This is a genomic window from Acetobacter sp. P5B1 (genome assembly GCF_018811985.1).
GTDB classification, from domain to species: domain Bacteria; phylum Pseudomonadota; class Alphaproteobacteria; order Acetobacterales; family Acetobacteraceae; genus Acetobacter; species Acetobacter cerevisiae.
In genome coordinates this window covers 1-22880 of record NZ_JACRVS010000011.1, presented here as the reverse complement: position 1 = coordinate 22880, position 22880 = coordinate 1, and the positions used below count along the sequence as shown (strand labels likewise).

26 protein-coding genes and 1 tRNA gene are annotated in these 22880 nt (G+C 54.6%); 15 read left to right on the top strand and 12 right to left on the bottom strand.

All coding sequences use genetic code 11. The annotated features are described in order from the left end of the window. The first annotated feature begins 5 nt into the window (after positions 1–5). The 4 genes from KP703_RS08880 to KP703_RS08865 all read left to right on the top strand — a co-directional run bounded on the left by KP703_RS08880 (position 6) and on the right by KP703_RS08865 (position 3826). Complete coding sequence (locus tag KP703_RS08880) at positions 6–185, top strand: DUF3311 domain-containing protein (RefSeq protein ID WP_062142706.1); 180 nt, start codon at positions 6–8, stop codon at positions 183–185. Then, positions 182–1666 carry a sodium:solute symporter gene (locus tag KP703_RS08875; protein WP_215754557.1) on the top strand — a complete coding sequence of 495 codons (1485 nt, stop codon included), beginning with the start codon at positions 182–184 and terminating at the stop codon, positions 1664–1666. The genes KP703_RS08880 and KP703_RS08875 overlap by 4 nt, the downstream gene beginning before the upstream one ends. Positions 1667–1821: 155 nt before the next feature. Continuing rightward, the gene (alkB, locus tag KP703_RS08870; protein ID WP_373687464.1) at positions 1822–2514 is read left to right on the top strand and encodes a DNA oxidative demethylase AlkB; all 693 of its coding nucleotides are present in this window, start codon (positions 1822–1824) and stop codon (positions 2512–2514) included. A gap of 136 nt (positions 2515–2650) precedes the next feature. After that, complete coding sequence (locus tag KP703_RS08865; protein ID WP_215754556.1) at positions 2651–3826, top strand: serine hydrolase domain-containing protein; 1176 nt, start codon at positions 2651–2653, stop codon at positions 3824–3826. 7 nt (positions 3827–3833) lie between these two features. On the opposite strand, the gene KP703_RS08860 is transcribed toward KP703_RS08865, so the two are convergent. From KP703_RS08860 to KP703_RS08850, 3 genes are all read right to left on the bottom strand, one after another. Then, positions 3834–4481: a YceI family protein gene (locus KP703_RS08860; RefSeq protein ID WP_252353956.1), complete on the bottom strand. Its 648-nt coding sequence runs from the start codon at positions 4479–4481 to the stop codon at positions 3834–3836. Positions 4482–4575: 94 nt separating this feature from the next. Further along, the gene (locus KP703_RS08855; protein ID WP_062142696.1) at positions 4576–4983 is read right to left on the bottom strand and encodes a helix-turn-helix domain-containing protein; all 408 of its coding nucleotides are present in this window, start codon (positions 4981–4983) and stop codon (positions 4576–4578) included. 350 nt (positions 4984–5333) lie between these two features. After that, positions 5334–7682: a TonB-dependent receptor gene (locus tag KP703_RS08850; RefSeq protein ID WP_373687466.1), complete on the bottom strand. Its 2349-nt coding sequence runs from the start codon at positions 7680–7682 to the stop codon at positions 5334–5336. 201 nt (positions 7683–7883) lie between these two features. On the opposite strand from KP703_RS08850, the gene KP703_RS08845 reads away from it, so the two are divergent. From KP703_RS08845 to KP703_RS08810, 8 genes are all read left to right on the top strand, one after another. After that, positions 7884–7959 (top strand) — tRNA-Glu (locus KP703_RS08845). A 131-nt stretch (positions 7960–8090) separates the two neighbouring features. Then, on the top strand, positions 8091–9239 hold the full coding sequence (locus tag KP703_RS08840) for a site-specific integrase (RefSeq protein ID WP_252353955.1): 1149 nt from the start codon (positions 8091–8093) through the stop codon (positions 9237–9239). A gap of 179 nt (positions 9240–9418) precedes the next feature. After that, the gene (locus tag KP703_RS08835) at positions 9419–9793 is read left to right on the top strand and encodes an AlpA family transcriptional regulator (RefSeq protein WP_215754553.1); all 375 of its coding nucleotides are present in this window, start codon (positions 9419–9421) and stop codon (positions 9791–9793) included. Positions 9794–10263: 470 nt separating this feature from the next. Next, positions 10264–11538 (top strand): hypothetical protein, encoded by a 1275-nt coding sequence (locus tag KP703_RS08830; protein ID WP_215754552.1) that lies wholly within the window; start codon positions 10264–10266, stop codon positions 11536–11538. 179 nt (positions 11539–11717) lie between these two features. Next, positions 11718–12857: a reverse transcriptase family protein gene (locus KP703_RS08825; RefSeq protein WP_215754551.1), complete on the top strand. Its 1140-nt coding sequence runs from the start codon at positions 11718–11720 to the stop codon at positions 12855–12857. Between the two features lie 641 nt (positions 12858–13498). After that, entirely contained in the window at positions 13499–14542 is a 1044-nt protein-coding gene (locus tag KP703_RS08820) for a hypothetical protein (RefSeq protein ID WP_215754550.1), read from the top strand. Between the two features lie 3 nt (positions 14543–14545). Then, positions 14546–15004 (top strand): AAA family ATPase, encoded by a 459-nt coding sequence (locus KP703_RS08815; protein ID WP_215754599.1) that lies wholly within the window; start codon positions 14546–14548, stop codon positions 15002–15004. Positions 15005–15024: 20 nt separating this feature from the next. Further along, positions 15025–15837, top strand: coding sequence for an HNH endonuclease (locus KP703_RS08810; RefSeq protein WP_215754549.1), 813 nt, complete (start codon positions 15025–15027; stop codon positions 15835–15837). A 468-nt stretch (positions 15838–16305) separates the two neighbouring features. Here KP703_RS08810 and KP703_RS08805 read toward each other — a convergent pair whose 3' ends face one another. The 5 genes from KP703_RS08805 to KP703_RS08785 form a co-directional block, all read right to left on the bottom strand. Continuing rightward, entirely contained in the window at positions 16306–16977 is a 672-nt protein-coding gene (locus KP703_RS08805; protein WP_215754548.1) for a class I SAM-dependent methyltransferase, read from the bottom strand. Positions 16978–17169: 192 nt separating this feature from the next. Beyond that, the gene (locus KP703_RS08800) at positions 17170–17661 is read right to left on the bottom strand and encodes a hypothetical protein (protein ID WP_215754547.1); all 492 of its coding nucleotides are present in this window, start codon (positions 17659–17661) and stop codon (positions 17170–17172) included. An 88-nt stretch (positions 17662–17749) separates the two neighbouring features. Continuing rightward, positions 17750–18037 (bottom strand): hypothetical protein, encoded by a 288-nt coding sequence (locus KP703_RS08795; RefSeq protein ID WP_215754546.1) that lies wholly within the window; start codon positions 18035–18037, stop codon positions 17750–17752. Continuing rightward, positions 18030–18167, bottom strand: a complete 138-nt coding sequence (locus KP703_RS08790; protein WP_215754545.1) for a hypothetical protein — start codon at positions 18165–18167, stop codon at positions 18030–18032. Before KP703_RS08790 ends, KP703_RS08795 begins: the two co-directional genes overlap by 8 nt. Positions 18168–18193: 26 nt before the next feature. Next, positions 18194–18433: a hypothetical protein gene (locus tag KP703_RS08785; protein WP_215754544.1), complete on the bottom strand. Its 240-nt coding sequence runs from the start codon at positions 18431–18433 to the stop codon at positions 18194–18196. Positions 18434–18616: 183 nt separating this feature from the next. Here KP703_RS08785 and KP703_RS08780 point away from each other — a divergent pair, with 183 nt between their 5' ends. The 3 genes from KP703_RS08780 (at position 18617) to KP703_RS08770 (ending at position 20271) form a co-directional block, all read left to right on the top strand. Then, positions 18617–19261: a S24 family peptidase gene (locus KP703_RS08780; protein ID WP_215754543.1), complete on the top strand. Its 645-nt coding sequence runs from the start codon at positions 18617–18619 to the stop codon at positions 19259–19261. A gap of 145 nt (positions 19262–19406) precedes the next feature. Continuing rightward, on the top strand, positions 19407–20069 hold the full coding sequence (locus KP703_RS08775; RefSeq protein WP_215754542.1) for an FkbM family methyltransferase: 663 nt from the start codon (positions 19407–19409) through the stop codon (positions 20067–20069). Then, on the top strand, positions 19999–20271 hold the full coding sequence (locus KP703_RS08770) for an FkbM family methyltransferase (protein WP_373687465.1): 273 nt from the start codon (positions 19999–20001) through the stop codon (positions 20269–20271). Before KP703_RS08775 ends, KP703_RS08770 begins: the two co-directional genes overlap by 71 nt. A 91-nt stretch (positions 20272–20362) precedes the next feature. Here KP703_RS08770 and KP703_RS08765 read toward each other — a convergent pair whose 3' ends face one another. From KP703_RS08765 to KP703_RS08750, 4 genes are all read right to left on the bottom strand, one after another. Continuing rightward, positions 20363–20572, bottom strand: a complete 210-nt coding sequence (locus KP703_RS08765) for a hypothetical protein (protein WP_215754540.1) — start codon at positions 20570–20572, stop codon at positions 20363–20365. A gap of 283 nt (positions 20573–20855) precedes the next feature. Continuing rightward, complete coding sequence (locus KP703_RS08760) at positions 20856–21518, bottom strand: hypothetical protein (protein ID WP_215754539.1); 663 nt, start codon at positions 21516–21518, stop codon at positions 20856–20858. A 2-nt stretch (positions 21519–21520) separates the two neighbouring features. Beyond that, positions 21521–22153 carry a hypothetical protein gene (locus KP703_RS08755; RefSeq protein WP_215754538.1) on the bottom strand — a complete coding sequence of 211 codons (633 nt, stop codon included), beginning with the start codon at positions 22151–22153 and terminating at the stop codon, positions 21521–21523. A 509-nt stretch (positions 22154–22662) separates the two neighbouring features. Next, positions 22663–22880 (bottom strand): integrase core domain-containing protein (locus KP703_RS08750; protein ID WP_215754537.1); only part of this gene is annotated, 218 nt, incomplete at its 5' end.

Here is a 22880-nt window from a genome sequence, read left to right as displayed (position 1 = left end):
TTAAAATGAAAATCCTGTATCTGCTGCTCCTGCTGCCCTTCCTCGGGCTGCTCTGGACGCCCCTGTACGACCGCTACACGCCCGTACTGTTTGGCTTCCCCTTTTTCTACTGGTACCAGCTTGCCTGGGTGCCGGTAACCTCCGTTCTCATCTGGATTGTCTGGAAAAAGGGGCATGACGCATGACCGGCATTAACCCCTGGGCGCTGGGCGTCTTTATCCTCTTTTTTGCGGCAACCATCATCATCGGCAGTTCCATCCAGTGGCTCCGCGGGCTGTTCGGCGGCGGGAAAAGTGCGACTGTTTCGTCTGATGAGGAATGGTCCCTCGGTGGCCGCCAGTTTGGCGCGTGGGTCACATGGTTTCTGGTCGGGGGCGATTTCTATACCGCCTATACCGTCATCGCTGTGCCAGCACTGGTCTATGCAGCGGGTGGGTATGGTTTTTTTGCGCTGCCTTATACCATCATCGTCTATCCGTTCATTTTTCTCGTCATGCCGCGCCTGTGGAAACTGGCACATGCCGGGGGCCATGCCACGGCAGCGGACCTTGTGCGGGCCCGCTTTAACAGCCGTCCGCTGGAAATTGTGGTAGCCATCACCGGCCTGGTGGCGGTTATGCCCTATATCGCTCTCCAGCTGATCGGCATCCGTACGGTCATTCAGGCTCTGGGCCTGCCGGGCGATATCCCGCTGATCATCGCCTTTGTCTCACTCGCCGCCTATACATGGCTCGGCGGCCTGCATGCTCCTGCGCTGACGGCCTTCATCAAGGACATCATGATCTACATCGCCGTTCTGGTGGCGGTTACGGTCATTCCGCTGCACATGGGGGGCTATGCCGCGCTGTTTGCCGGGGCTGATACCAGCCAGCCGGTTCTGCATGCCGGTCAGGGCCTGCCTTATGCCACGCTGGCGCTTTCCTCCGCTCTGGCGGCCTTCCTGTATCCGCATACGCTCACCGGTATTCTGGCGGCAAAATCTGCGGACACCATTCGCCAGAATGCCGTGTTCCTGCCCATCTACACCATTGTTCTGGGGCTGATTGCCATGCTGGGACTGATGGCACACACCGCAGGCATCAAGACGGACAATGCCACCATGGTTGTGCCGCTGCTGTTCCAGAAGATCTTTCCGGCATGGTTCAGCGGCTTCTGCTTTGCCGCCATTGCGGTGGGTGCGCTGGTTCCGGCAGCTGTCATGGCCATTGGGGCGGCCAACCTTGTGACTAACAACCTGCTGCCTCCGCAGAAAGACCCGGTTCGCACCAGCCGCATCACGGCGCTCGCCGTTAAAGTTGGCGCTCTGTTGTGCGTGCTGTTCCTGAACGCCAAATTCGCCATTGATTTCCAGCTGCTGGGCGGCGTGATTATCCTCCAGACTTTCCCGGCACTCATCCTTGGCCTGCTGCGTGTCCGCTTTTCGGCTGTTGCCATGCTGGCGGGCTGGGCTGTGGGCGGCATTTTCGGGCTGGGCCTGTGCTGGATGGACGGGCTGAAACCCATCCATATGGTCGCACTTGGTCCGCTCTCCGGCATGATCTCAACGGGGCTGTTGTCTCTGATGGTCAATCTGGTGGTGGTCGGGCTGGTCACACTGATTAAACCGGCTGCCGAAGTCCCGAATATGTCGGGAGTTGAGCCTCAGAAGCGCACGCTCGTTTCCTGATCAACGAAACCAGCTGACGGCTTCCTGCTTTACAGTGCCCCGCAGAGACAGTTTTGCCTCTGCGGGGCATTTGTCTTTTTACGGAAATAATTTCCATTGCTCCGGCAGCTCTGGTTCGGCACCCTTTGGTCTCATTCTGCCAGAAGGGTCTCCTCATGCCAGACAGCACGCCGCCGCAGATGGGTTTTGGCCAGATGGATCTCGGGCTGACAGACACCCGACCCAAACGCGTCACGCTCAGCCCGGGTGCCACTCTGCTACGGGGTTTTGCGCTGGAGCAGGCAGAAGACATCTTGCGCGCCCTCACCCCGGTTCTGCACGCAGCCCCCCTCCGTAGGATGCTGACACCCGGAGGGCGGCAAATGTCTGTCGCCATGACAAGCTGCGGCACATGGGGCTGGATTACCGATCAGGCAGGCTACCGCTATACGCGCACAGACCCGACCACACAGGCCCCCTGGCCCGCCATGCCGCCCCTCCTCTTTCAGCTTGCCAGCCGCAGTGCTGCCGCTGCGGGCTTTGAAGGCTTTCAGCCCAATGCCTGCCTGATTAACCGCTATGAAGCCGGCACCCGTATGACAGCGCATCAGGACAAGGATGAAGGCGATATCACCCAGCCGATCGTCTCTGTCTCACTCGGTTTGCCCATCCTGTTTTTATGGGGCGGCCTGCAACGCACCACGCGCGCGCATCCCATCTTGTTGGAACATGGGGATGTTCTGGTGTGGGGTGGCAAAGCCCGGCTGCATTATCATGGGGTCAAACCACTGGAACAAGGTTTGCACCCACTAACCGGCCCTGCCCGCTTTAATCTGACGTTCCGGTACGTGAAGCAGGTTGCCCTTTGACTGATGGTGTCTGGGCGTGCGCGCACCTTTTCAGCACTTTTCCGTACAACATCTGCCATCACGCTAGCGCAACAAGACACTTCTCTTTTACACTCTCGCCTCTGATACCTGTTTCCTTTGCTCCGGACACTTGTTCATGCCTGCTTCCTTCCGCCTCTCCCGCCGTATGGCTCTGAAAACCGGTACATTGGCCACCGGACTTGGTCTGCTCGGCATGAACGCCGCATGGGCACAAAACGCGCCCACAGGGCGCTTTGCCACTCTCGATCCGATTTTCCAGAAAGCGGTTCAGGAGGGCAAAACCCCCGGTGCGGTCGCGGCCATCGGTCAGGCCGGACAAACGCTGTGGAAAGGTGTTTTTGGGAACCGGGCGCTGGTTCCTCATAAAGAACCGATGACATGGAACACCCTGTTCGACATGGCATCTCTGACCAAGGTTCTGATCACCGCCCCGGCCATTATGCAGCTGTATGAACGCAGCCTTGTAAAACTGGATGAACCGGTCAGCACGTATCTTCCGGCCTTTGCTGCCAAGGGGAAACAGGCCATTACCGTCCGCCTGCTGCTGACCCACTATTCCGGTCTGGCCCCCGACCTTGATCTGTCCACGCCCTGGCACGGCAAGGAAGCTGCTGTTCAACGTGTGATGGACGCTGTCCCTGTCCATCCGCCGGGTGAGCGGTTTGTTTACAGCGATATCAATTTCATTACGCTGGGGCTGATTGTTGAAAAACTTTCGGGCCTCTCTCTGGATGTTTATGCAACGCAAAACATCCTTCAGCCTCTTGGCCTCTCCCGCACCTTCTTTTTACCGGACAGCGCCCTGCACGATGCCATAGCCCCTACCCAGTATGATGAGCAGAACCAGTTGCTCCGTGGCGTGGTGCATGACCCCACCACGCGCCGCATGGATGGCGTTGCCGGGCATGCCGGCCTGTTCTCCTGCGCGGATGATATGCTGACCTATGCGCATGCTCTGCTGGCTCGTCGGGCCGGGCTACCCTCAGCCTTCCCGCTGCGCCCGGAAACGCTTGTGCTGATGTCCACCCCACAGCAACCTGCCGGTAAGTCTGATCTGCGCGGGTTAGGCTGGGATATCGCAACGCATTATTCGTCACCACGCGGCGAATATTTCCCGGCGAATTCCTTCGGGCATACCGGCTTTACCGGCACCTCTCTCTGGCTGGTGCCGGACAAGGAAACATTTGTCCTGATCCTGACCAACCGTGTCCACCCGGACGGGAAAGGCAATGTTATCGCCTTGCGCAAAGATGTGGCGACCACTGCCGCTCTTGCCCTGCAAACATCCTGATTTTGACTTAGTGGATTGTGCCTGACGGGCTTTTTTCAAAAACGCCCGTCAGAGTCAGCTTCACATCATCCCCCACAGCGGCCATGGCGTTTCTGATCCCAAAAGCGCTGCGTTGAATGGTTCCGTGGGCTTCAAACCCGACGGTATAATCGTGATCCATCGGGTTTTTGCCTGCCCCGACAAAATGGACATGCAGTGTTACGGGCCGTGTCACGCCATGCAGTGTCAGACGTCCGGCTACTTTGGCCTGTGACAGACCATCCGACACAATCTGTGTCGAAACAAACGTGGCATCCGGATATTTGCGGACATCCAGCCAGCCTTCGTCCCAGAGCGTTTCTGTGACGGAACCGGAAGTTGTCGTCAGGGACTGCACAGGTAAGCGCAACGCGACATGGGATTGTTCAGGATGGGCAGAATCAAGCTGGAGAGAACCCGACACGCCAGAAAACAAGCCATGATACCAGCTGACACTCAGGCAGGAGACTGAAAAAACCACCTGTGTACGCAGGCCATCCACATGATACAGACCGCCTTCCACAGCAGGAACTTCCACCACAGCGGGCATCACGTCTGATGCCCGCACCGGCTCAGCAAAGCTGAGCGTCAGCAGAGTTCCCATCCCAACCAGCAGAAAAAAGGCGGCACGTTTCATTGTGCTCTCCCTGTTTTATCGTTCCTCCGATTGAGTGTGTAAGCGGGTTAGCTGGCTGCGAGTTCCCTCACATGTCCGCGTGCGTAAGTCTGCGTCAGAGGCTGCCTTCGCTTTTGCGCCACATTTTGACCTGCCGTTCTATCCACTTCTGGGCAGAAACCTTACGAGACGGATCAAGCATGCGGTACAGGCGCAGGATATCATATTCATCCGGCGTGACTGTCAGAGCGATATCTTCCTGCACATAACCCGTGAGGAAAATTTCCGGCTCCACACCAAACAGGGCGGCCAGTTTGGGAATATGCTTTCTCGCACTCCCTTCCCGTCCCGTCTCCCAGAACGCAATGGCTGGCCGTGACACGCCCAGCGCATCCGCAACCTGCTGCTGCGTCAGCCCGGCGGCCTTACGCAGGATCTTCATTCTCTGCCCGAGATCAGCCCCGGGAGAGACAATATCCCGTTCTTCACTATCGTTTACATGGTCCTCAGACTGGTCAGACATACTGGGTATGTTCCGTCTTGATTGTACCATTTCGTGCTCTCCCAAACATCCGATACGGTTTCCGTATGCGAATGTGGCTCTTACTCTGCCCTAAGCGTGTTTACAATTAACAGGCTGCTATGCCGCATAGTACAGCAGACGCTTGCACAATCCTGTGCAGAAAAATGTTGCCATGCTGAACAGATAGTCCTCTATCACCCGTTCAGGATGGTTAACAGAAATTTTTTATGGATTTTATTACAAAAACCCCCAATCCGTAAAAGGACTGGGGGCTAAATTCATTATACAGAGCATATAAAGTCAGAAAATATTTTACGTATTAGAGTAAATTATTTTCTGACACCTGATATTTAGAAGCTTTGGGTAATACCCGTCAGAATAGTCCGGCGCAGACCATATTGCGGCGCTCCCACACCAATACCGCTGCCATCACGCAGCAGATAGGCGCGGTCAAACAGGTTGGTAACGTCAAGCCGAAGCTGCGTGTTGCCAAGGAAAGAATGCCCAAACAGGTTCTTGAAAGTCTGCACCGCGGCAAAGTTGAACGTTGCATATTGCGGCACAACAGCCCCGTTCGGCACATCACCATCAGCGCGAAGGCCACTGCCATAAACCATGGTGGCGGAAACCCGCAGCGGGTGCCAGCTTTTGTGGAAGAAGCTGTAAGCCGCCCCGGCAGAGGCCGTCCAGCGCTGGTCGTGATCCAGATGAATCCAACGATGGCTGATGTAATTCAGATCATCCTGCCCGAAGTTGAACTGCGCACTGGTGATATCTTTGCCAATCGCGCGAGACCATGAGAAATTCCCGTAAAGAGACAGCGGCCCCTTGTCATAGGAAGTGCTGACCTCGTAGCCGTTCACCTGACCTTTACGGTAGTTAAAGCCACTCAGCACGATTGGCGCGCCAAACTGCCCTTCATCAATCAGGTTATCAGCCAGCTTGTAATAGGCATCAAAAGACACGCGCCAGCCTGGCAGGATCTGCTGCTGAATGCCGGCATCAAAGTAATGGTCGCGCTCCGCCTTAACTGTTGAGTTCTGCATAACCTCTGCAGCAGAACTTGTGTTTGCAAATTTATAAAGCGCAGAGCTGCTGACCACTTCAAACGGCGGCGGAGTGAAGTAGCGGGAATAACCTGCGTGCAGCGTGGCCCCTTTCCAGGGTTTCCAGACAACGTTCAGACGCGGACTGACCTGCTTCTGGCTGGTATATTCGCTTACTCCATCAAAACGCAGACCGTAGTTAATGGTCAGGTTGCGCAGAGGCGTCCATTCATCCTGTGCATACAGGCCGTAAACCGTGCCGGTCTTACCGCTGCCGTCATAGACTTTGACAGGCGCTGAATCAAAGGTCGGGTTGCCATCCTCATCAACACCGTTTGCCCCGAAGACCGTGGAATCAGTTTTGGAGACCGTGCGTTCCACAAAAACCTGGAAGCCAAAGCGTACGGTATGATCTTTTGCAGCATGCCAGGTCACGTCATGCTGTGTGCCGGTGGAGAAAATGGACCGAGCCGCCCGCTGGGCAATACCGTTATAAACCAGATCACCCAGCTCATCCGGTGAATAACGCAGGCTGCTATAACGAGTAAAAACGGAGCTTTGCAGGCTGAACGCGCCAATTTCTTTCTGGAGAGCCAGAATAGCAAAATCCGTAATCTGCTTCTGATGTTCATTCAGACTGGCACTATCCACACTGCCATCAAGCTTTTGCGCCAGATTACTCCCGGTATAAGAGGGTTCTGCAAACTGCGTCTGCTGACCGGGGTTATTTGGCAGCTGATACTCCGCGTTAGACACACCGGCAATAAAGCTGATCCGGGTATTTTCATCCGCTGTGTACCGGAGATGCCCGAGGAAGTGATACTGATTGCTCAGATCATGCACGGCGTTAAAGGATTTGGTCGTGTTTTCAATCCCTACGCGATCATGCACAAAATCTGCAGTCGCGAAGTAATCCCACTTCCCCTGATGGCCGCCATACTGAAGAGACGGGAAAAAGTAATCCCGTGCGCCACCGTAAATGGAGGCGTTCCCGCCTGCATTGGTCGTGCCGTTCTTGGTGGTGATATCCACCACAGCCGCCTGCAAAAATCCGAATTCACTTGGCAGCGCGCCCGTGGTCAGGGACATGCTATCTGCAAAGCGCGTCATCAGAGCCTGACCGAACACATTCAGACCTTCAGGAAGCTGTACGCCATCCAGCCGGAACTGCACTTCGTTATGGTCACCACGCACATGGATCTGACCATAGCTATCCTGCGCCACACCGGGAGCCTGCAAAAGCACCTGATTCAGCGGGGTATTATCCCCGCCCGGAATAGTTTCCAGCGCCTTACGGTCAAAACGGTAAACCGTAGCCCCTGTATCGGGCTGGAGTTCTGATCTGGCACGGTCCAGATGGGCGGTGACCGTCACGCGCTCCGGCGTGTTTGCCAGAGCCGGCTGAATAGAGACGGTTTCCTGCCCCGAGGGCTTTCCTTTAGCCGTATCGTTCTGCTGCACCTTGCGTGCAGAGGTCTGTGCCGTCTTTTTTTCCTGAGCGGATTTTTTCTCAACTGTGGGCTGAAGTGTTTGCGCAGTCTGCGCGGTACCGGCAGGCAAAGCCTGAGCCTGAGCTTTTTCGATACAGAACAGAAAACCGGTTGTCGTGCAGACAGTTGAGCATGCCAGCAGAAAAGAGAGACGAGACACCAGCATAAGATATCGGCCTTTAAGGGTTGGGGAATGAACTAATTTCCGCCTCTTATACGTTATGATATAACGTATCAACGCAATTCTAAGGAAAGGCTTAACCTTACCCGCCCCCTGTTACCTGCAAACCACACTCCCCTCTCCTGCTTTTTCTCCGCTTGTGCCCGCTCAGATTTTCTCGTAGTAATCCGCTCAACCCTCTACGTCCCGTTCGTCTAGAGGCCTAGGACATCGCCCTCTCACGGCGACAACACGGGTTCGAATCCCGTACGGGACGCCATTGGTTTCATTGGCTTTTTTGGCAATACTTCTCCAAAAAATATGGGTTTTTGCACCATTTTTGCACCATCGCGAGGAACGTCGTAGTGTTCTCTCATGGTGGACGAAATCAACACGCCTGCAGGTGATGTCATGAGCGGACGCACGGATCCCTCTACAGGCAAGCCTTTACCTCGCGGCGTGAGCTATCGTGGCCCCAAGCAATACATGACCCGTAAGGTGGTCGATGGCCGCCGGGTGCAGCAGACTTTCTCCTCTGCCGCACAGGCCCGGCGCTGGCTCAATGAAACGGCCGCCAAAGCAGAACTGGGCCAGTTCACAGATACACGCCCTCTCGACAAGATGACGATTGGCACACTTGTTGAACGATATCGCGATGAATGCATGGCCGATCGGAAAGCTGACAGGATCGGGCATATCCCAGCCATTCTGCGCGACACCATACTGTCTTCGGTACGATTATCGAAATTCTCAGCCGCAGACGTCCGTGGCTTCCGTGAACGTATGACCGCGGCCGGATATGCAGCCGCGACTGTGGTGAAGCGCCTTAATCTTTTGGCCTCCATTATCCAACATGCTATCTCGGAATGGGACATCGCCATTGTGAACCATGCGTCTGGCCGCGTTGTAAAACGACCCGAGGGGGCTGACAAAAAGCGGAACCGACGCCTCAAGGAAAATCGGGATTCCTCTCTTCCAGGAGAATTTGAACGCCTGATTGAAGCCGTCAGCGGCTCCCCTCACCCGGATGATGTCTGGCTTGTGCGATGGTCGATTGAGCAAGGCACACGCCGGGGCGAAGCCCTACAGCTTCGCTGGTGCGACATTGACCTTCAGCGTCGCACCCTGAAGCTGGGCGGCGAAAGCGGAAAGACCAAGACGCATCGCCATCAGGAAGAGCACGGGCCAGAGATACGCCCCCTCACGCCGGGCGCACGTCGCCTTCTGATAGAGAAGCTTGCCGCGCTTCCGCATCAGCCCAAACCAACACAGCTCCTCTTTGATGTCGGGACTGAAGCAGCGTTCAGTGTCCGATATGGCCGTATGGTACGAGATGCCGGACTGAAAGATCTGACCTTTCACGACCTGAGACATGAAGCAACCAGCCGGTTAGCAAAATTGCTGCCCAATCCGCTCGACCTCAAACGCGTCACTGGCCATCGCGATCTAAAATCACTGGACCGCTATTACCAGCCCGTTCCTGAAGACATCAGTCGTCAGATTGAGGAAGCTGAACGTGTGTTGGGTATGCTGTCGGAAGATAAGTCCCTGAAGGACTGAAGTCTCTTCATCTCCAGTCAGAACCTCATCACTTCGCCAGAAAATGGAATGAGAGATCAGAGAAAGAATTTTCTTTCTCTGATCTCTCTTCCTGTGCTATCAGGTTTTCACGGTTCAACACCGTTCTTCTCCCCAAAAAACAATCTGAAATCTTGTGTCCTTTGGGGAGTCCTGCATCCTTGGCCCAGTCACCCGTCACGCCTAAAGTTTTGCGCTATCGCGATGCCGCAACCTATCTGGGCATTAGCCATGGTCGATTACGGAATCTGGTGAGCGAGGGACGTGGTCCAGCTTCCGTAACCTATGGCAAACGGGACAGGGCTTTTCCAATTGCCGCTCTGGATGAGTTTATCGACCAGCGTACAACTGGCTATCAACCCGCTACGCCAGAACCCGTCACGATCAAACGTCGGCCAGGCCGACCCCGCAAGACCGAACACCGCAACCAGAAACAGATGGCTCATTGGACTGCAATCATGATGGCACTGTTTATGACCTATCTTCTCTGGGTCTATGGCTTTCTTGGCGTTGCAACCGGCTTCATGACAAACTGAGAACCATTAAAGAAACAGCACTCCTCGTTTTTGCCCGCGAGAAGACAAGCCTGCCATATCTGGAAGGTTCTGTTCGCTCCTTGGACAAAATACAGATGCATCAGATCTCCTGACTATCACCAGAATTTGCACTGAATATAACTTCCGCTTACGCCCTCATCTCAGACACCTAAGCGGTCACGACGGTTGCCCGTAAGCCGACATTGTTAGCACAATCTCAATCAACCATCTTTGAGACACTCCCGTCATTCCCGGTGGCCTCAGCCAACGATGGTTCTCATCAGAACGGGGCATTCCTTGCTTAATCGCACTGTCGGCCAGATACGAGCAAGGCTGCCGCCAGCGTGGGTTGTTGACGATTTCGCTCTACTTGATTGCGCCGTAAGGAAAATCGAAATAGGTTTGAACGGAGACAGCACCTCAAAAACAGTATGCTTGAGGGTGAAATGGGGTGCTATTAGGATGACTGGATGATGTCGGGTGTGCACAGCAATCAGGTAAATAGCGAAAATATCGCTCTTCGATTACCGAACACTACACGGGCAAAGGATTGGCTGTCGCAGTTTGACTTCTTGCATCAGGAAATTGCAGTTAGACTGCTTAGTTCTCTTACGCTCGTATCACACTCCGCATTTGAGCGAGCGCTGCAATCTCTGATCGAACACGAAGCCTCGGCGATTGAGGGACCAGTTGCGCTTTACGCAACACGCGAAGCCGATCCGAACCGCAATTACTTTGAGGTAATGGGAAATCCACATTCCCCATTCGAACCGCTTTCAGCGGTACCCCCCGGAGCAGATCTAGGCAGTGAAGCGAGATGTGCCGCCCTCATCCGCAATCTTACGAAAACGGCTAAGGGCAAGTTTCTCAATCATCCCTCCCTTGAAACACTGCGTAAAGAGCGCGCGCGGGCGATCTTCGTCGTTGATGATATCATTGGATCGGGTAAGCGCACGACCGAGTTCATTTCGGCGATGTGGCATTCGCCAAGCATTATGTCGTGGCATAGTCGCCACCAGATTGTGTTCAAGGCGCTCGCCTTCACAGCCACGGCCCGCGGCCAGCGATGCGTCGGCGCACATCGGTGCCAGCCTGAGGTGATCATCGCAAGGGATTGTCCAACCTTCGAGGACGTTCTTTGGCCTGACGACATCGAGCAGAAGGTCAAGGATATGTTCGTGACCTATGGCGCTCGAACCTCACGTCCAAGGATGAAGTTGGGCTTTGCCGACAGCATGGCCGCTCTCATCTTCGAGCATGGTTGCCCTAACAACGTGCCCGCTATTTTCTGGGCACCAGCGAGCAAAAAAGCGAACTGGGAACCATTGTTTCCCGATCGTTCAATTCTGTCCGAAGAAGCATCCGCCTTTCCCCCCGATATTTTCGCTCGGGATCCGGTCGCGATCTTGAGCGAGCTATCGGATAACGATGAGGCTGTGCCAGCCGCAATATTCGGGCCCGCGCCACTCGGAATGAGTGCGACTACGATCCTCGCGCTTGTTGCCAAAGGAATCCGCAGTCGCGCCGCGCTTAATTATGCGATCGGATACGACATCAAGGAATGTACCACTATGCTCGATCGCTGCGTGGCGCGTGGATATCTGACGCCGACGTTACGGTTGACGCCCGCCGGACGTGCCGAACTCAACTTCGATGGCCGCTCTTCGAATCGTCTGGGACGGCTTCCCTCTGTCGGATCTGACGTGTATTATCCCCGCCAGTTGAGGGGCCCACCGGGAGGCTAGTGCGCGTCCGCAAGGACGCATTGACGTATGCTCAACGGCATGCGTTGGGGCGCGGATTTCCGCTGCCCTCAGAACAAGTCCGCGCTTGACAGGAGGTTGCATGCGACCTCTCTAATCGAGCGCATGTCTCCGGATAGGCCGCATGCATCCGCCTGCGGCGGATATCAAAGTAGTCCTCTATGTGGTCTCCTCAACGCTATCGTGAATTAGGTCTAGAGAAGGGGGTCGACCCAGAAGTCGTCGATCGGAGCGCCGAGGCGATTTCGGATTTCCTCGACTCGTATGCGACCCTGCCGCCAATCCTGACTCTGGGACACTTGGCTGCGCGGACCGGCATCCCCTATTACAAGCTGCGCAAAATCGTGGTCGGCCAACGCACGCTCGAATATCAATATTTCTGGATCAGGAAACGCTCTGGAGGGCGTCGGCTGATCAGCGTTCCCGAACCAGATCTGATGCATATCCAGCGCTGGATTGCTGGACATCTGCTCGCCAGACAGCCGGTCCATCGCGCGAGCGCTGCATTCCGCCCGAAGGCGTCGATCAGTAAATGTGCGAGGCAGCATTGCGAAGCGCGCTGGCTTATCAAACTCGACATCAGCGGATTCTTTGGGTCAATTAGCGAGATTCAGGTCTACCGTGTCTTTCGTAGAATGGGATACGCGCCGCTCGTCGCGTTCGAGCTTGCAAGACTGTGCACCCACGCGCCGGCCAACAGCAAACGGTACCAGCAGGATTCCAAATGGTTAGTAAGGAAGTGTGAATCGCGAAAATTTTATACGCAATGGGGCATCGGCTATCTCCCGCAAGGAGCTCCATCAAGTCCTATGCTGTCGAACCTGATCATGGTGGAGGCTGACAAAAAAATTGCGAAACTCGCTACCAATCAGGGACTGACCTATACGAGATACAGCGACGATATCACATTCTCGACGACGCGAGGCTATGACCGAGAGAGAGCAAAGAAGATCGTGCGCGACACGACGGCGATCCTCAGGCGCATGGGGCTGGCCGTCAACGACAAGAAAACGCGGATCATCCCGCCTGGCGGGCGCAAGATCGTGCTCGGATTGCTTGTTGACGGATCACATCCGAAGCTTACGCGTGATTTTCGGGATCGGCTCCGCCAACACCTTTATTACTTGCAAAAATTCGGCCCCGAAGCCCACCAACTCGAACGCGGTTTTGATACGGTCTCGGGCCTTTATCGGCATGTCCGTGGCCTTATCGATTTCGCAAAATCAATCGATGCGAATTATGCAGCTCGTGTTCAAAAAAAATTCGAGGCCATTAAATGGTCTCTGGATTTTAGTGATTAACCTATGACACTATTCATGTTCATTATCTCCTGAAAAATCTTGACAGCTTATTACGCCGCTTCGTCTTACTTGCAGAGAGAAATGTCGACGCAATGACGCTCCGAAAACGGCAATCACTAGTGTCCTTGACAAAGTCATCCACGTCCTTTGGCTCCTTTTTCGGTCCCAAGAAAGCTGATGGTCGTTTGTTAGGAAAGGCGCCAGCACTCTTCTATGACCGCCATGAGGTGCTAGGCAGATTATTCGCTCGGTAGCCGTTATAAACGTGAATGCTACGAATAGCTATTTTCGGCATCCCTTCCCAATAAGCGACATACCGCTCCCCCGAACCGCCTGTTCGCTCAATATGGGCGGTGCAGACGGGCGGCAGTCGCCTTCATGTCGGACATCCAAGCGCTTACAATGGTTGCCAAGAAGCCGACATTGTTAGGCGAACCGTAATAGGCCGAGTTCGAGACAATTCTGTCATTCCAACGCGGAACCGCGCCCCTACATAACGCTGCAGTTCTCAGGCGAGAAAGCCCTAACGGTCCCACGTACAAAGCAGCCAGCAAGGCCTTGCTGGCCTAGCCAGACGACTTCCAGTTGGGCAAAGTTGGTGCTGGCATCCGGCGTCGGCTGCATGTTCAATAGGAAGAAGAATGGCCACCATCCCCCGTTTGAAATTTGTTTCGGTCGAATACGACAAGCCTATCCCGATCGGTCTTAAAGACACCTTCGTTATCCGTGGAGACAACTGGAACGATTTTGGGAACTATGTCCGATTCGATCTCTACTGGTGCGACGGGCGCAAGGGTCGGACCCAGATCGGAAAGATCAAGATTCTCCAAGGATCGGAGAAGGGGAAAGACTGGTCGGTAGACCGCCGCACGGTACTACCGAACAGCTTCAGCGACGATATCGGGTCGCCCTTCATCTCACTCGGCCAGTCAGAACATTATTACAGTTGGATGCGCGATACGTTCGGCGATGATGCCGTAAAAGTCCTGAAGGCGCTGCGTGATATTTCGGTAATGCCGGGGTTGGCTAGCAGGTTCGATACCTCGACCGTCTTCCGCAACGCCCTGCTACGGGAAAATATTGCGCATCGGGCCAGGCGGTTCGGCGACGCCTGGTCGCAAGGCTTTCGCCCAGACGAAAAGCCCTCGTTCAGCTATGTATGCCAGCTGTCGGATGACGAGCAGTCCTTCAAGACGGATTTCGACTTCCGTCCGACCGATATGCTACCCGGCCGCGTCGTGGGCCTTATCGGCCGCAATGCTGTCGGTAAGACGCGTTTCCTAGCAAAACTGAGCAATGACCTTGCCCAGAACCGCCGGATTTCAGCAAAAGCACTGGAAGAAAGCGATGATCGCTTCCCGGATGGACGGCCGCTGTTCAATCGCGTCTTGGCGGTCTCGTACAGCGCGTTCGACCGTTTCCGTAGACCAAGCTCACACCCCGAGAGCAGCTATGTGTATTGCGGCATCCGCGATGAGGGCGGCGGTTTCTCGCAAGTCGGACTGCAGCGCACTTTCATGGCTAACAAGGCACGCGTCAGAGAGCATGGCCGCGTTCAGGACTGGGTCGGGCACATCGCTAAGATTTTGGACGACACGAGTAAACTGAGCAAGGCGGAATTGCGCGCGGAGATCACGAGCGATAATGAAAGTAGTGTTCTGTTCGATCGGCTGAGCTCAGGCTAGGCGATTCTTTGCCACTTTGTTACTGGCCTGCTCGCTTGGCTCGAGAGCGAAAGCCTCGTCCTGTTCGACGAACCTGAAACCCATCTCCATCCCAATGCAGTTGCCAACCTGTTCGTCGTGCTGACCGAAATCCTGGATCAGAATGCGTCCTATGCGATTGTGGCAACGCACTCACCGTTGGTTATTCAACAGATACCGTCGAAACGGGTTCTACATTTCACGCGGGAGGGGGGTGTCACCTATGCCGATTCCCTGCGCTTCGAGAGCTTCGGCGAGGGGATCAGCGAACTCACTGAACACGTCTTTCGCACGAGCGAGGCCGAAAGCCCCTATCGGGATGCTTTGGATTTGATCGCACGACAAATGCCCCTCGAACAGGCCCTTGCCTTGTTTTCCAATCCGCTGGGCATGAACGCAAAGGCCTATCTTCTCGCGCGGTACGTCCAGGATAGCCAGAAGTGAGGAAGCTAGCGACATGGTTTATGCCACCGACCCATATCCAGCGCTTCGAGTATATCCGGGACAAGAAGAACATAATCTCGCGCAACAAGCTCGTAAATCAACAGGCCGACATCCGCGCACGCTTCATCGACTATGAGACGCGCTTCGCCCACAACACGCTGGCAGGCATACCCGCATCGCCGCTGCTAGCGATCAAGGACGAGTTGCGATCCTGCTACGGCCGCAACAGCGGTATGAAGGCGCTTCAGGATGCGATTGAGGCAGCGCAGGAAGACGGTCGGCTCGTCTGGTGCCCTTATTGTGGTATCACGACGCCTACGAGCTACGATCATTATCTGCCCGCAAGCGAGTTCCCCGAATTTGCAGCACATGCGCTCAACATCGTTCCGGCTTGTGCGAAATGCAACTCGGCCAAAGACGATATCTGGCTGACGACAGGTGTCCGTCAGTTTATTCATTTCTACCTAGATGACATACCGGTCTTTCCTTATTTGAGCGTCCAACTTGTCGCGGATCCGCTCGCGCAGGCGGTCGGCGCGGTATTCGGCTTAAGTCAGGCCGGTATGCCGGCATCGATATGGGCCGTGATGGAGTCCCATTTCCGCCGCCTCAAGTTGATCGAACGCTACAACCGGCAATCGAACACGCTTGTCAATCAAGCGCTCAAAGTGTCCAAGGTCTACCTCGACAGTGGTGGCCATGATGCTGCTTTGTTCTTGGAGAATCTCGCTGCGGATCAAGCGAACCTGTTCGGATCTTATGATCTGCGTGCCGTGCTATGGCGCGCAATGAGCGCAGACCCCGATCTTCCGGTTTGGATAGGCTGGCTCTGAAGCTGTGTCTACATGCCCGCGAGTGCCGAGCGGATGCTGCCTGATCCAGCGTTCAGGCTACCCTTGGCTGGTACGCCAGCGGCAGGTTCAGGTAAAAGCTGCTGTTCAACACGCCGCTTGCGCACGGACACCTCTGATCGGCAGCCGCCACGAACGTGAATGCTGCGAATGGCGGCTTTACTTCTACCTATTTCCAATAGCCGACCTTCTGTTCACTCCCCATTGCAGTCATTCCAAAGAATATGGATTCTTTATTAGACGCCAGCCGACACATAGTGCCTGGCGGACAGATGCTGGCAGCACAATACGATCCAGAAGGAAGGTAACGTAATGCCTCTGGTTACCAAAGGAGTCAGAAATCTGTCAGGACTTTGAGCAGATGTCGGAAATCACTCACACCATGAAGCTGAGGAGCAAAAGCCCCTGGCTCCTCCAGACACCCTGACCATCAAACAAAAACCGAAACTGTCATTCATCCTGCGCACATCCAACACGTCTAAAAAACACGGAATGCGCAGGCTGTGTTGTTCTGTGCCGTCGCAGAGGTACGAAGCCATACTGCTTAAAGAGCATGGTCAGATTGGTTTCATTAAACCATTGCAGATGCTCCGGCGGACAGATATCGGACCATATTGCCAGATCCTGCGGTGTAGCCCGGTGCCCCGCATCCGGTGCAGAGAGATAGACAACCGCGTTTGGCCGTGTGATGGCCCGAAGGGTTTCCATGAACATCACAGGACTTCTCAGGTGCTCAAGCAACTCTGACGAAAACACAAAATCAAAGCGCAGCTCCCGTTTTGCAAAGGCTTCAATATCCTCGGCAAAAAACCTCTGCTCTGGAAAACTGCGCTGGGCAAAGGCAATGCTGTTCTCGCTCAGATCAACGCCCGTGCCACTTCGCGCAAAACGACACAGAGCCGCCAGCATGTGTCCACCGCCACACCCCAGATCTACTATGTCACGATGATACACATATGGAATAAACCACAGACTCCGCCAGAATGCGCGCCACCGGCGGGAGCGATCCTTGGGATAGAAATCCGCACACGCGCCCCGGTAGGTCGTCGCATAATAGGCGGCGATAACCGCCTCAGTCGGCATGGGGTCAACAAACAGGAACGCGCAGTTTGAACAGCGCACAATCCTGTAACCATTCTTCTCAAGCTGTGGGTGACACACAGCGTGACACACTGGACACGTCACAGCAGGACGCACCGAGACATCAGGCAGCGGAAATAAATCCATTTTTTCAACTGGAGATTACTGTGAGGACATCGGCCGCAACGAGGGGCTGGATGTCCTCACAGCACAGCTTTTCTTCTGGAAAACCGTTTAACTCTGGAGTGTTTTCAGGAACTTATACTGATGGGTTGGGCCATCCCATCTCCAGAAAGGCTGTGTGCTACCCGGTTGCCCGAAAGACAGATCATGCACGCCATCCTGTGTAGTCGACAGAATGGTTATATCGACAGCACCATTGTGCCAGACAACCCGATTGTCACGATCAAGAACAGTGAGTTCACCCCCTGTCTGCCCCCAGCATGAGTCCGGATCATAGGTCACGGTCGCACCCTGCAGAACACCACCAAGATCAAGATGCAGAACGCCGATCCTGTTCCGGTTCCCACAGGCATTTTTATATCCGTGTGCGGTTTTTTCCAGATCAGGAACATGCCGCAATACGGCATCATCTTTTGCCGTTGCAACCGGCAGGTCACTACCCGAATAGCTTTTTAACTGGTGAAACGCCGTTCCCGCATCCTGTGCATGTGCTGTCGACACCAGACCACTGGCCGCACAGAGCATGAGAGACAGAGTTGTCATTTTTCTTATCATTTTCTATTTTCCTGTAATCATATTTTAGAAATAGCATCTCACTGGAAGGCTGGATGAGAGGTCCCCTGCCCTCTCGTTACTCCACACCGTAAAGCTGACGCCTGTGAGCATCAGCATCGCATTTCTTGCGCACTTCTTTAACGCTCCCCCACAGGCCGATCCCTGCAGCAAAGGCAATGAAGGGGTGCCACCACATCCCGATCGCAACACCACACAGAACCTGCCCCATCACACCGCCATGGCGTGCGATCTTGTATTCTTCCCTGTGCTTGGCTTCAATTTCCCCGAATTCGGCCTCATACTCTGCCCGACGCTGCTCCAGCCGACTGGAAGACTGCGCGCCAGCCGCGTCCTGCTCACCCATGAAACACCTCATGCACAAGACCGGCGACAACCAGCATGATCCCCACTGGCATCATGATGTCCGTTGCCAGAAAGACCGCACCCAGCCCGATGACCGCAATCACGGCGAGCCCACCCAAGAGTGTCAGCATCTGCCCCTCCCGTCCCGTCTATTCACTTAAAGGCGCCCGATATCACGACACAGGCCCAGCAGATGCGAGAGCCGCTGTTGCAGGACAGTGCCCAGAACGATCAGCCCTTCGAGCAAGCGGGCTCCATCACTATCGCCACGCAGATCATCCAGTCGGCTTCGAAGCAATCCGTGCTCCAGTTCGACCAGCCTGAACACGTCGTGCAGGCCCGCATGTAACTCTTCGAGACGAGGATCCGAGGTATTTTCATGAGACGCAGACATCATAATCCCTTCGACAAGACGAGGGTTTCATGCGAAGTTCGAGAGGCAAACAACGACGCCTCGCACATTAACCTTTCTCAATACATACGATGTTCCGACTATACATACAAGCGGTTTTCTGCATATTTCAAGCCTCCTTGTTCTTCTGGAGGCTTAATGTCCCGACGCAACCGAAAGCGCCCGCTCATGGATGATCAACTGACCCTCATGCGTGAACGGGGAGAGCGGCTCCGTCAGGCCGCTCAGGCCATCGGTATTACACGCGCAGCCAAAGCCGCCGGCGTGCCTTACACAACCCTGCGCGACTATATGAATGGCGGAGAAATGAAGTTCTCTTCCATCGCCTCTCTCGCACGAACCTGCGGTGTGTCTCTCGACTGGCTGGCCTACGGCGTCGGAGAAGAACCACCCCCTCCCCAGACACAGGAGGAAACACCCAGCAGGGGCGGCCATCAGGCCGTTATCCCCTGGCTGGACAATCGCGAAGACGGGCTGCGTATCAGCAAAAGCTGGCTGACCAGAACGTTCCGGCAGGATGGCACAGCCTTACGGCTCGTGAGCGTCATTGGGGATGCCATGCTCCCCACTCTGGTCGAGAACGATCTCGTGATCCTCGATACCGCCAATCAGCAAATTCATGGTAGCGGCCTGTTCGCTCTTGCTGTGGACGACAGTATCCTGATCCGGCGACTTGAACGCCGACTGGGAGGCGGCCTGCGCGTCATCGCTGACAATGACCGCTATCCCCCTCAGGATCTGACACAGGACGAAGCCTCCGACCTGAAGATTGTCGGGGAAGTGCTCTGGACTGGGGGCGTTCCCAAGCGTTAAGAAGCCCCGAGAAAGGCTCCGCAATGCGCTACAAATGATTTTTCGTAGATTATAGTCATTTCTTCGCTTGTTGTATGAGTTTCTTCGCAGTATTTGTTCCTGAGAAATACCGCCTGTTTTGTGGTGGCGATCTCAGGAGTCCTCTGTGCTGTTCTCCCCTGCCCTTCCTCCGCTGACAGACCCTCGGCCGGGTCAGGCCGCACTTGCCCCGTTCGGCAGCTATCCCATGACACGACGCCAGCACCTTGCCCGCATGCTGATGCATGAACGCCCGCTAGGACGAGGACGCTTACGGCGTGTAGCAGTCTCATGGTTCCAGCAGGGACCCCAGATCGTAGATGGCACCTTGTTTGGCTATCGGGTCAGATTTTATCCGCGCGATAACCAGACCGATGCCAAGGGGACACTCTGTGGTGCTCTTTATAATAGACGTGAACTCCGCTGGCTGCGCCGCATCCTCTCCCCAGACGCCAGTTTCGTGGATATTGGCGCCAATATGGGGTTTTTCTCCCTGTACGCGGCCCGCTGCCACACACGCAAAATTCTGACGATTGAAGCCAATCCGGTTCTGATAGCCCGGTTTCGGGAAACACTTGCCCTGAATGAGCCCCTTCCGATCTGGTGTGTTTCCTGCGCGATGGGCGCGACATCGGGAAATGGAGAGCTGAGGCCCCGTCAGCAGGCAGATCTTCGCCGCCCCTTCCGAAAAAACACAGGCAGGACAACAGGCGGCGACCATCCCCATTCGTCCTCTCAAAGATATTGTCCAGGACGCCGGTCTGAGGACCATCACTCTGATGAAGCTTGATATCGAAGGAATGGAACATTCCGTGCTGGACACCTATTTTAGAGATGTCTCTCCGATGCTTTATCCGCGATACCTGATTCTGGAACGTCCCGTTTGCCGAGAGGCGCAACACGCCCTGGAGCATTTGCTGATTGCCAGTTCACTTTACAGGATCAGCGGACGCACACGCGCCAATGTTCTTATGTCACGAAACCCTTCATAAAAAACGATAGATTTCAAAAATAAGATCATTGTTTCAAAGATTCCCTCTATCTGGAAAAACTGCTGCCTGCGAACAGGCAGCAGCGTTAAGATCAGCTCTGGCTTGGGGAGCCTTCCAGCGCATCACACGCCCGTTCAAGCTTCTCGGTCAGATCCTCGCCCAACAAAATCAGACCATCGATGGTGTCTGTCGATCCATCCCTCACCTCTTTCAGACCAGCAATCAGCGCAGCACGCATGATCAGCATGACTTCATAGACATCCTGAACCGGCGCTGAAGTCGCGCAGAATTGATTTGACATGGATAATTTTCTTTCTGAAAAGTCATTATCCTCAAAAACTGAAGAAAAACCTCGCGCGCAGTGACACGGGAGCCCCGACGACACACGAACACGATGACCTCTTCCTTTTTGGGGAGAAGGGCGACAACCCTTCGAAAGCTTCTCAAGAAGATTAAGGGAAACGCTGGTTCTCGATCAGGACAGCTGACCTACGGAAACCAATCAAACGGCAGCCGCAGATCACTCCAATGGGAAAAAGGGGCTGCACAGAGCAGCCCCTTTTCCATCCATCTTCTCTTATACGTTACTCGAAGTCACGGTAGACGCGGTCTTCCATGGCCTGCCACCCCTGAGCTTTCCCGAATGGTTCTGACATTGGGGGCGGTAGTGTGCGGGCAACAGAAAGCGCTGCCAGCATATTCAAACGGCTCTCAGTAAGAAGGTGACGCAAGACAACACGCGACTGCATCAAGCGGGTGAACGCTTCACATTCAAACCAGGGGACCTCGAAGCTGGGCTGAAGATACTCGACGATTTCGGCCAAAGAATAGTCACTGCTTTTGCCCAGATTATAAATCCGGGCGAGCTTATGGAGACACAGATGATGCGGCCGTTCTCCCCAGGGCCCGCCGAGAAGTCGATGCAGGAACGAGACATTATAACCCGCCAAACACAAAGGGAGCTTTTGATCATGTGGAAACACAGCGTTGAAGAGACGATCTTCAACGACGAAGTCACTCCCGCCGCGCTCACCGGGGACTTTCTGCAACACCCCCTGAAAGACGCCGCCGTTCACATCGGTAAATGTGTGATCAGGCCGCATCACCAGATCGCAATACGCAAGCGATATCGGCAGCCCCTCTGCAAGCTGAGGCTGTCCGGGACCTGTTGGCGCAATATCGAGAACCCGGATCGTGCCCTCACTCCAGCGCGGCAGGATAGTCGTGTCTTCTTTTGCTATTGTCATGATCACGCTCCCCGCAGCGCGACGTCATCAACAAGATCGATACAGAGATCTTTCAGTGCGTCGGGTCGCGCAAACATGTCGAGCCAGACCACGACCGGTTCAATTTTTTGAGCACGGTAGAATGCGAGACGCTGATCAAGCCGAGCAAGCCATTTCCGCTCATCGTCATTACGGGTGACACGATCAGACCCGCAGCAGCCCACGACTTCTACGTAGCGGGAAATATTTCCTTTTCGTAATGTCAAATCGGCACGGAACCTCCCCTCATCAAGACAGATAGGTTCGTGCACATCAACATGCATGTTGCGACGTTTGAGAGTGGAGAGCATTTGATAGACAATCCGTTCAGGCAGAGAGTCTAAGATTGTGCCGTCATGAGCAACAGATCCTGATGTTGGTAGATGAGGCCAGCGGCGGACAGCCGTTTGCTGCACACGAGACCATTCAAGTGTTCCACTCTCACCGATGAAAACAAGATGCTGTCCGGCAGATCCGATGAAGCGGAACATATGGGAATTGGGCGGTGCGCCGAGAGCAATGGTCATGTCCCGGTAAAGAAGAAGATCCTCATTAGTTGGGTAAAAGATCGAGGACAGCGCAGACGAACTGCTAGTTTTTGTTGAAAGCGTAGCCATGAGATTTCCATGAAGTCGAGTAAACCCGTAAGGAAGCTATGCCGTGAAGGCCTTTTCCTTTTCTGGGGAGGCTGGCCTGCAGCCTCGAACACTCTCCATCTCCTCGACCTGCTACGACTCACACGAAAACAAGATCCACTTTCTTCATAACGCAAGCACGTCAGTGCAGACAGCACGCTCACTCAGGCGCAGAAAAAGTCGGGAACGACTTCTTTCGTCTATTTTTTGAGAATTTTATCATTTTCACCAACATTTATGTTTGTGGAAAAATCGTTGTATTTTTTGCTTATGATAATTGCTGTATTTCAGGACTTTTCAACGCTCCTTGACGAGCCAAAAGGCGGAAAAGTTTTACTACAAATCAAGAACTTAAATCTGTTCTTTGACTGACCAACTGGCTGCCGTAAGGCAGTCAGTACGAAGTGTTTTTCGGTGCCCTGCACCAAAAACACGGTATCGTGCCATCTCTCGGTAATCCCCCCATTTTTAGTGGGGCATTGAATGAGAATTCAGGCAGCTGTTTTTAGTTTCTGGGCGGGGGTTAGCCCGCTGTTCCCCATGTTGGGTCTGTCATGGTTATATGTCCAGAGCCATTGTGTTGCGACCTCCTGCACGTCCTGAATGCTTTCAAACAAATACTGCTCCAGCCATTCCTGCCGTACAGTTCTGTTGTAGCGTTCAATATAGGCATTCTGCTGCGGATTACCCGGTTGCGTCCCGGTTGCGT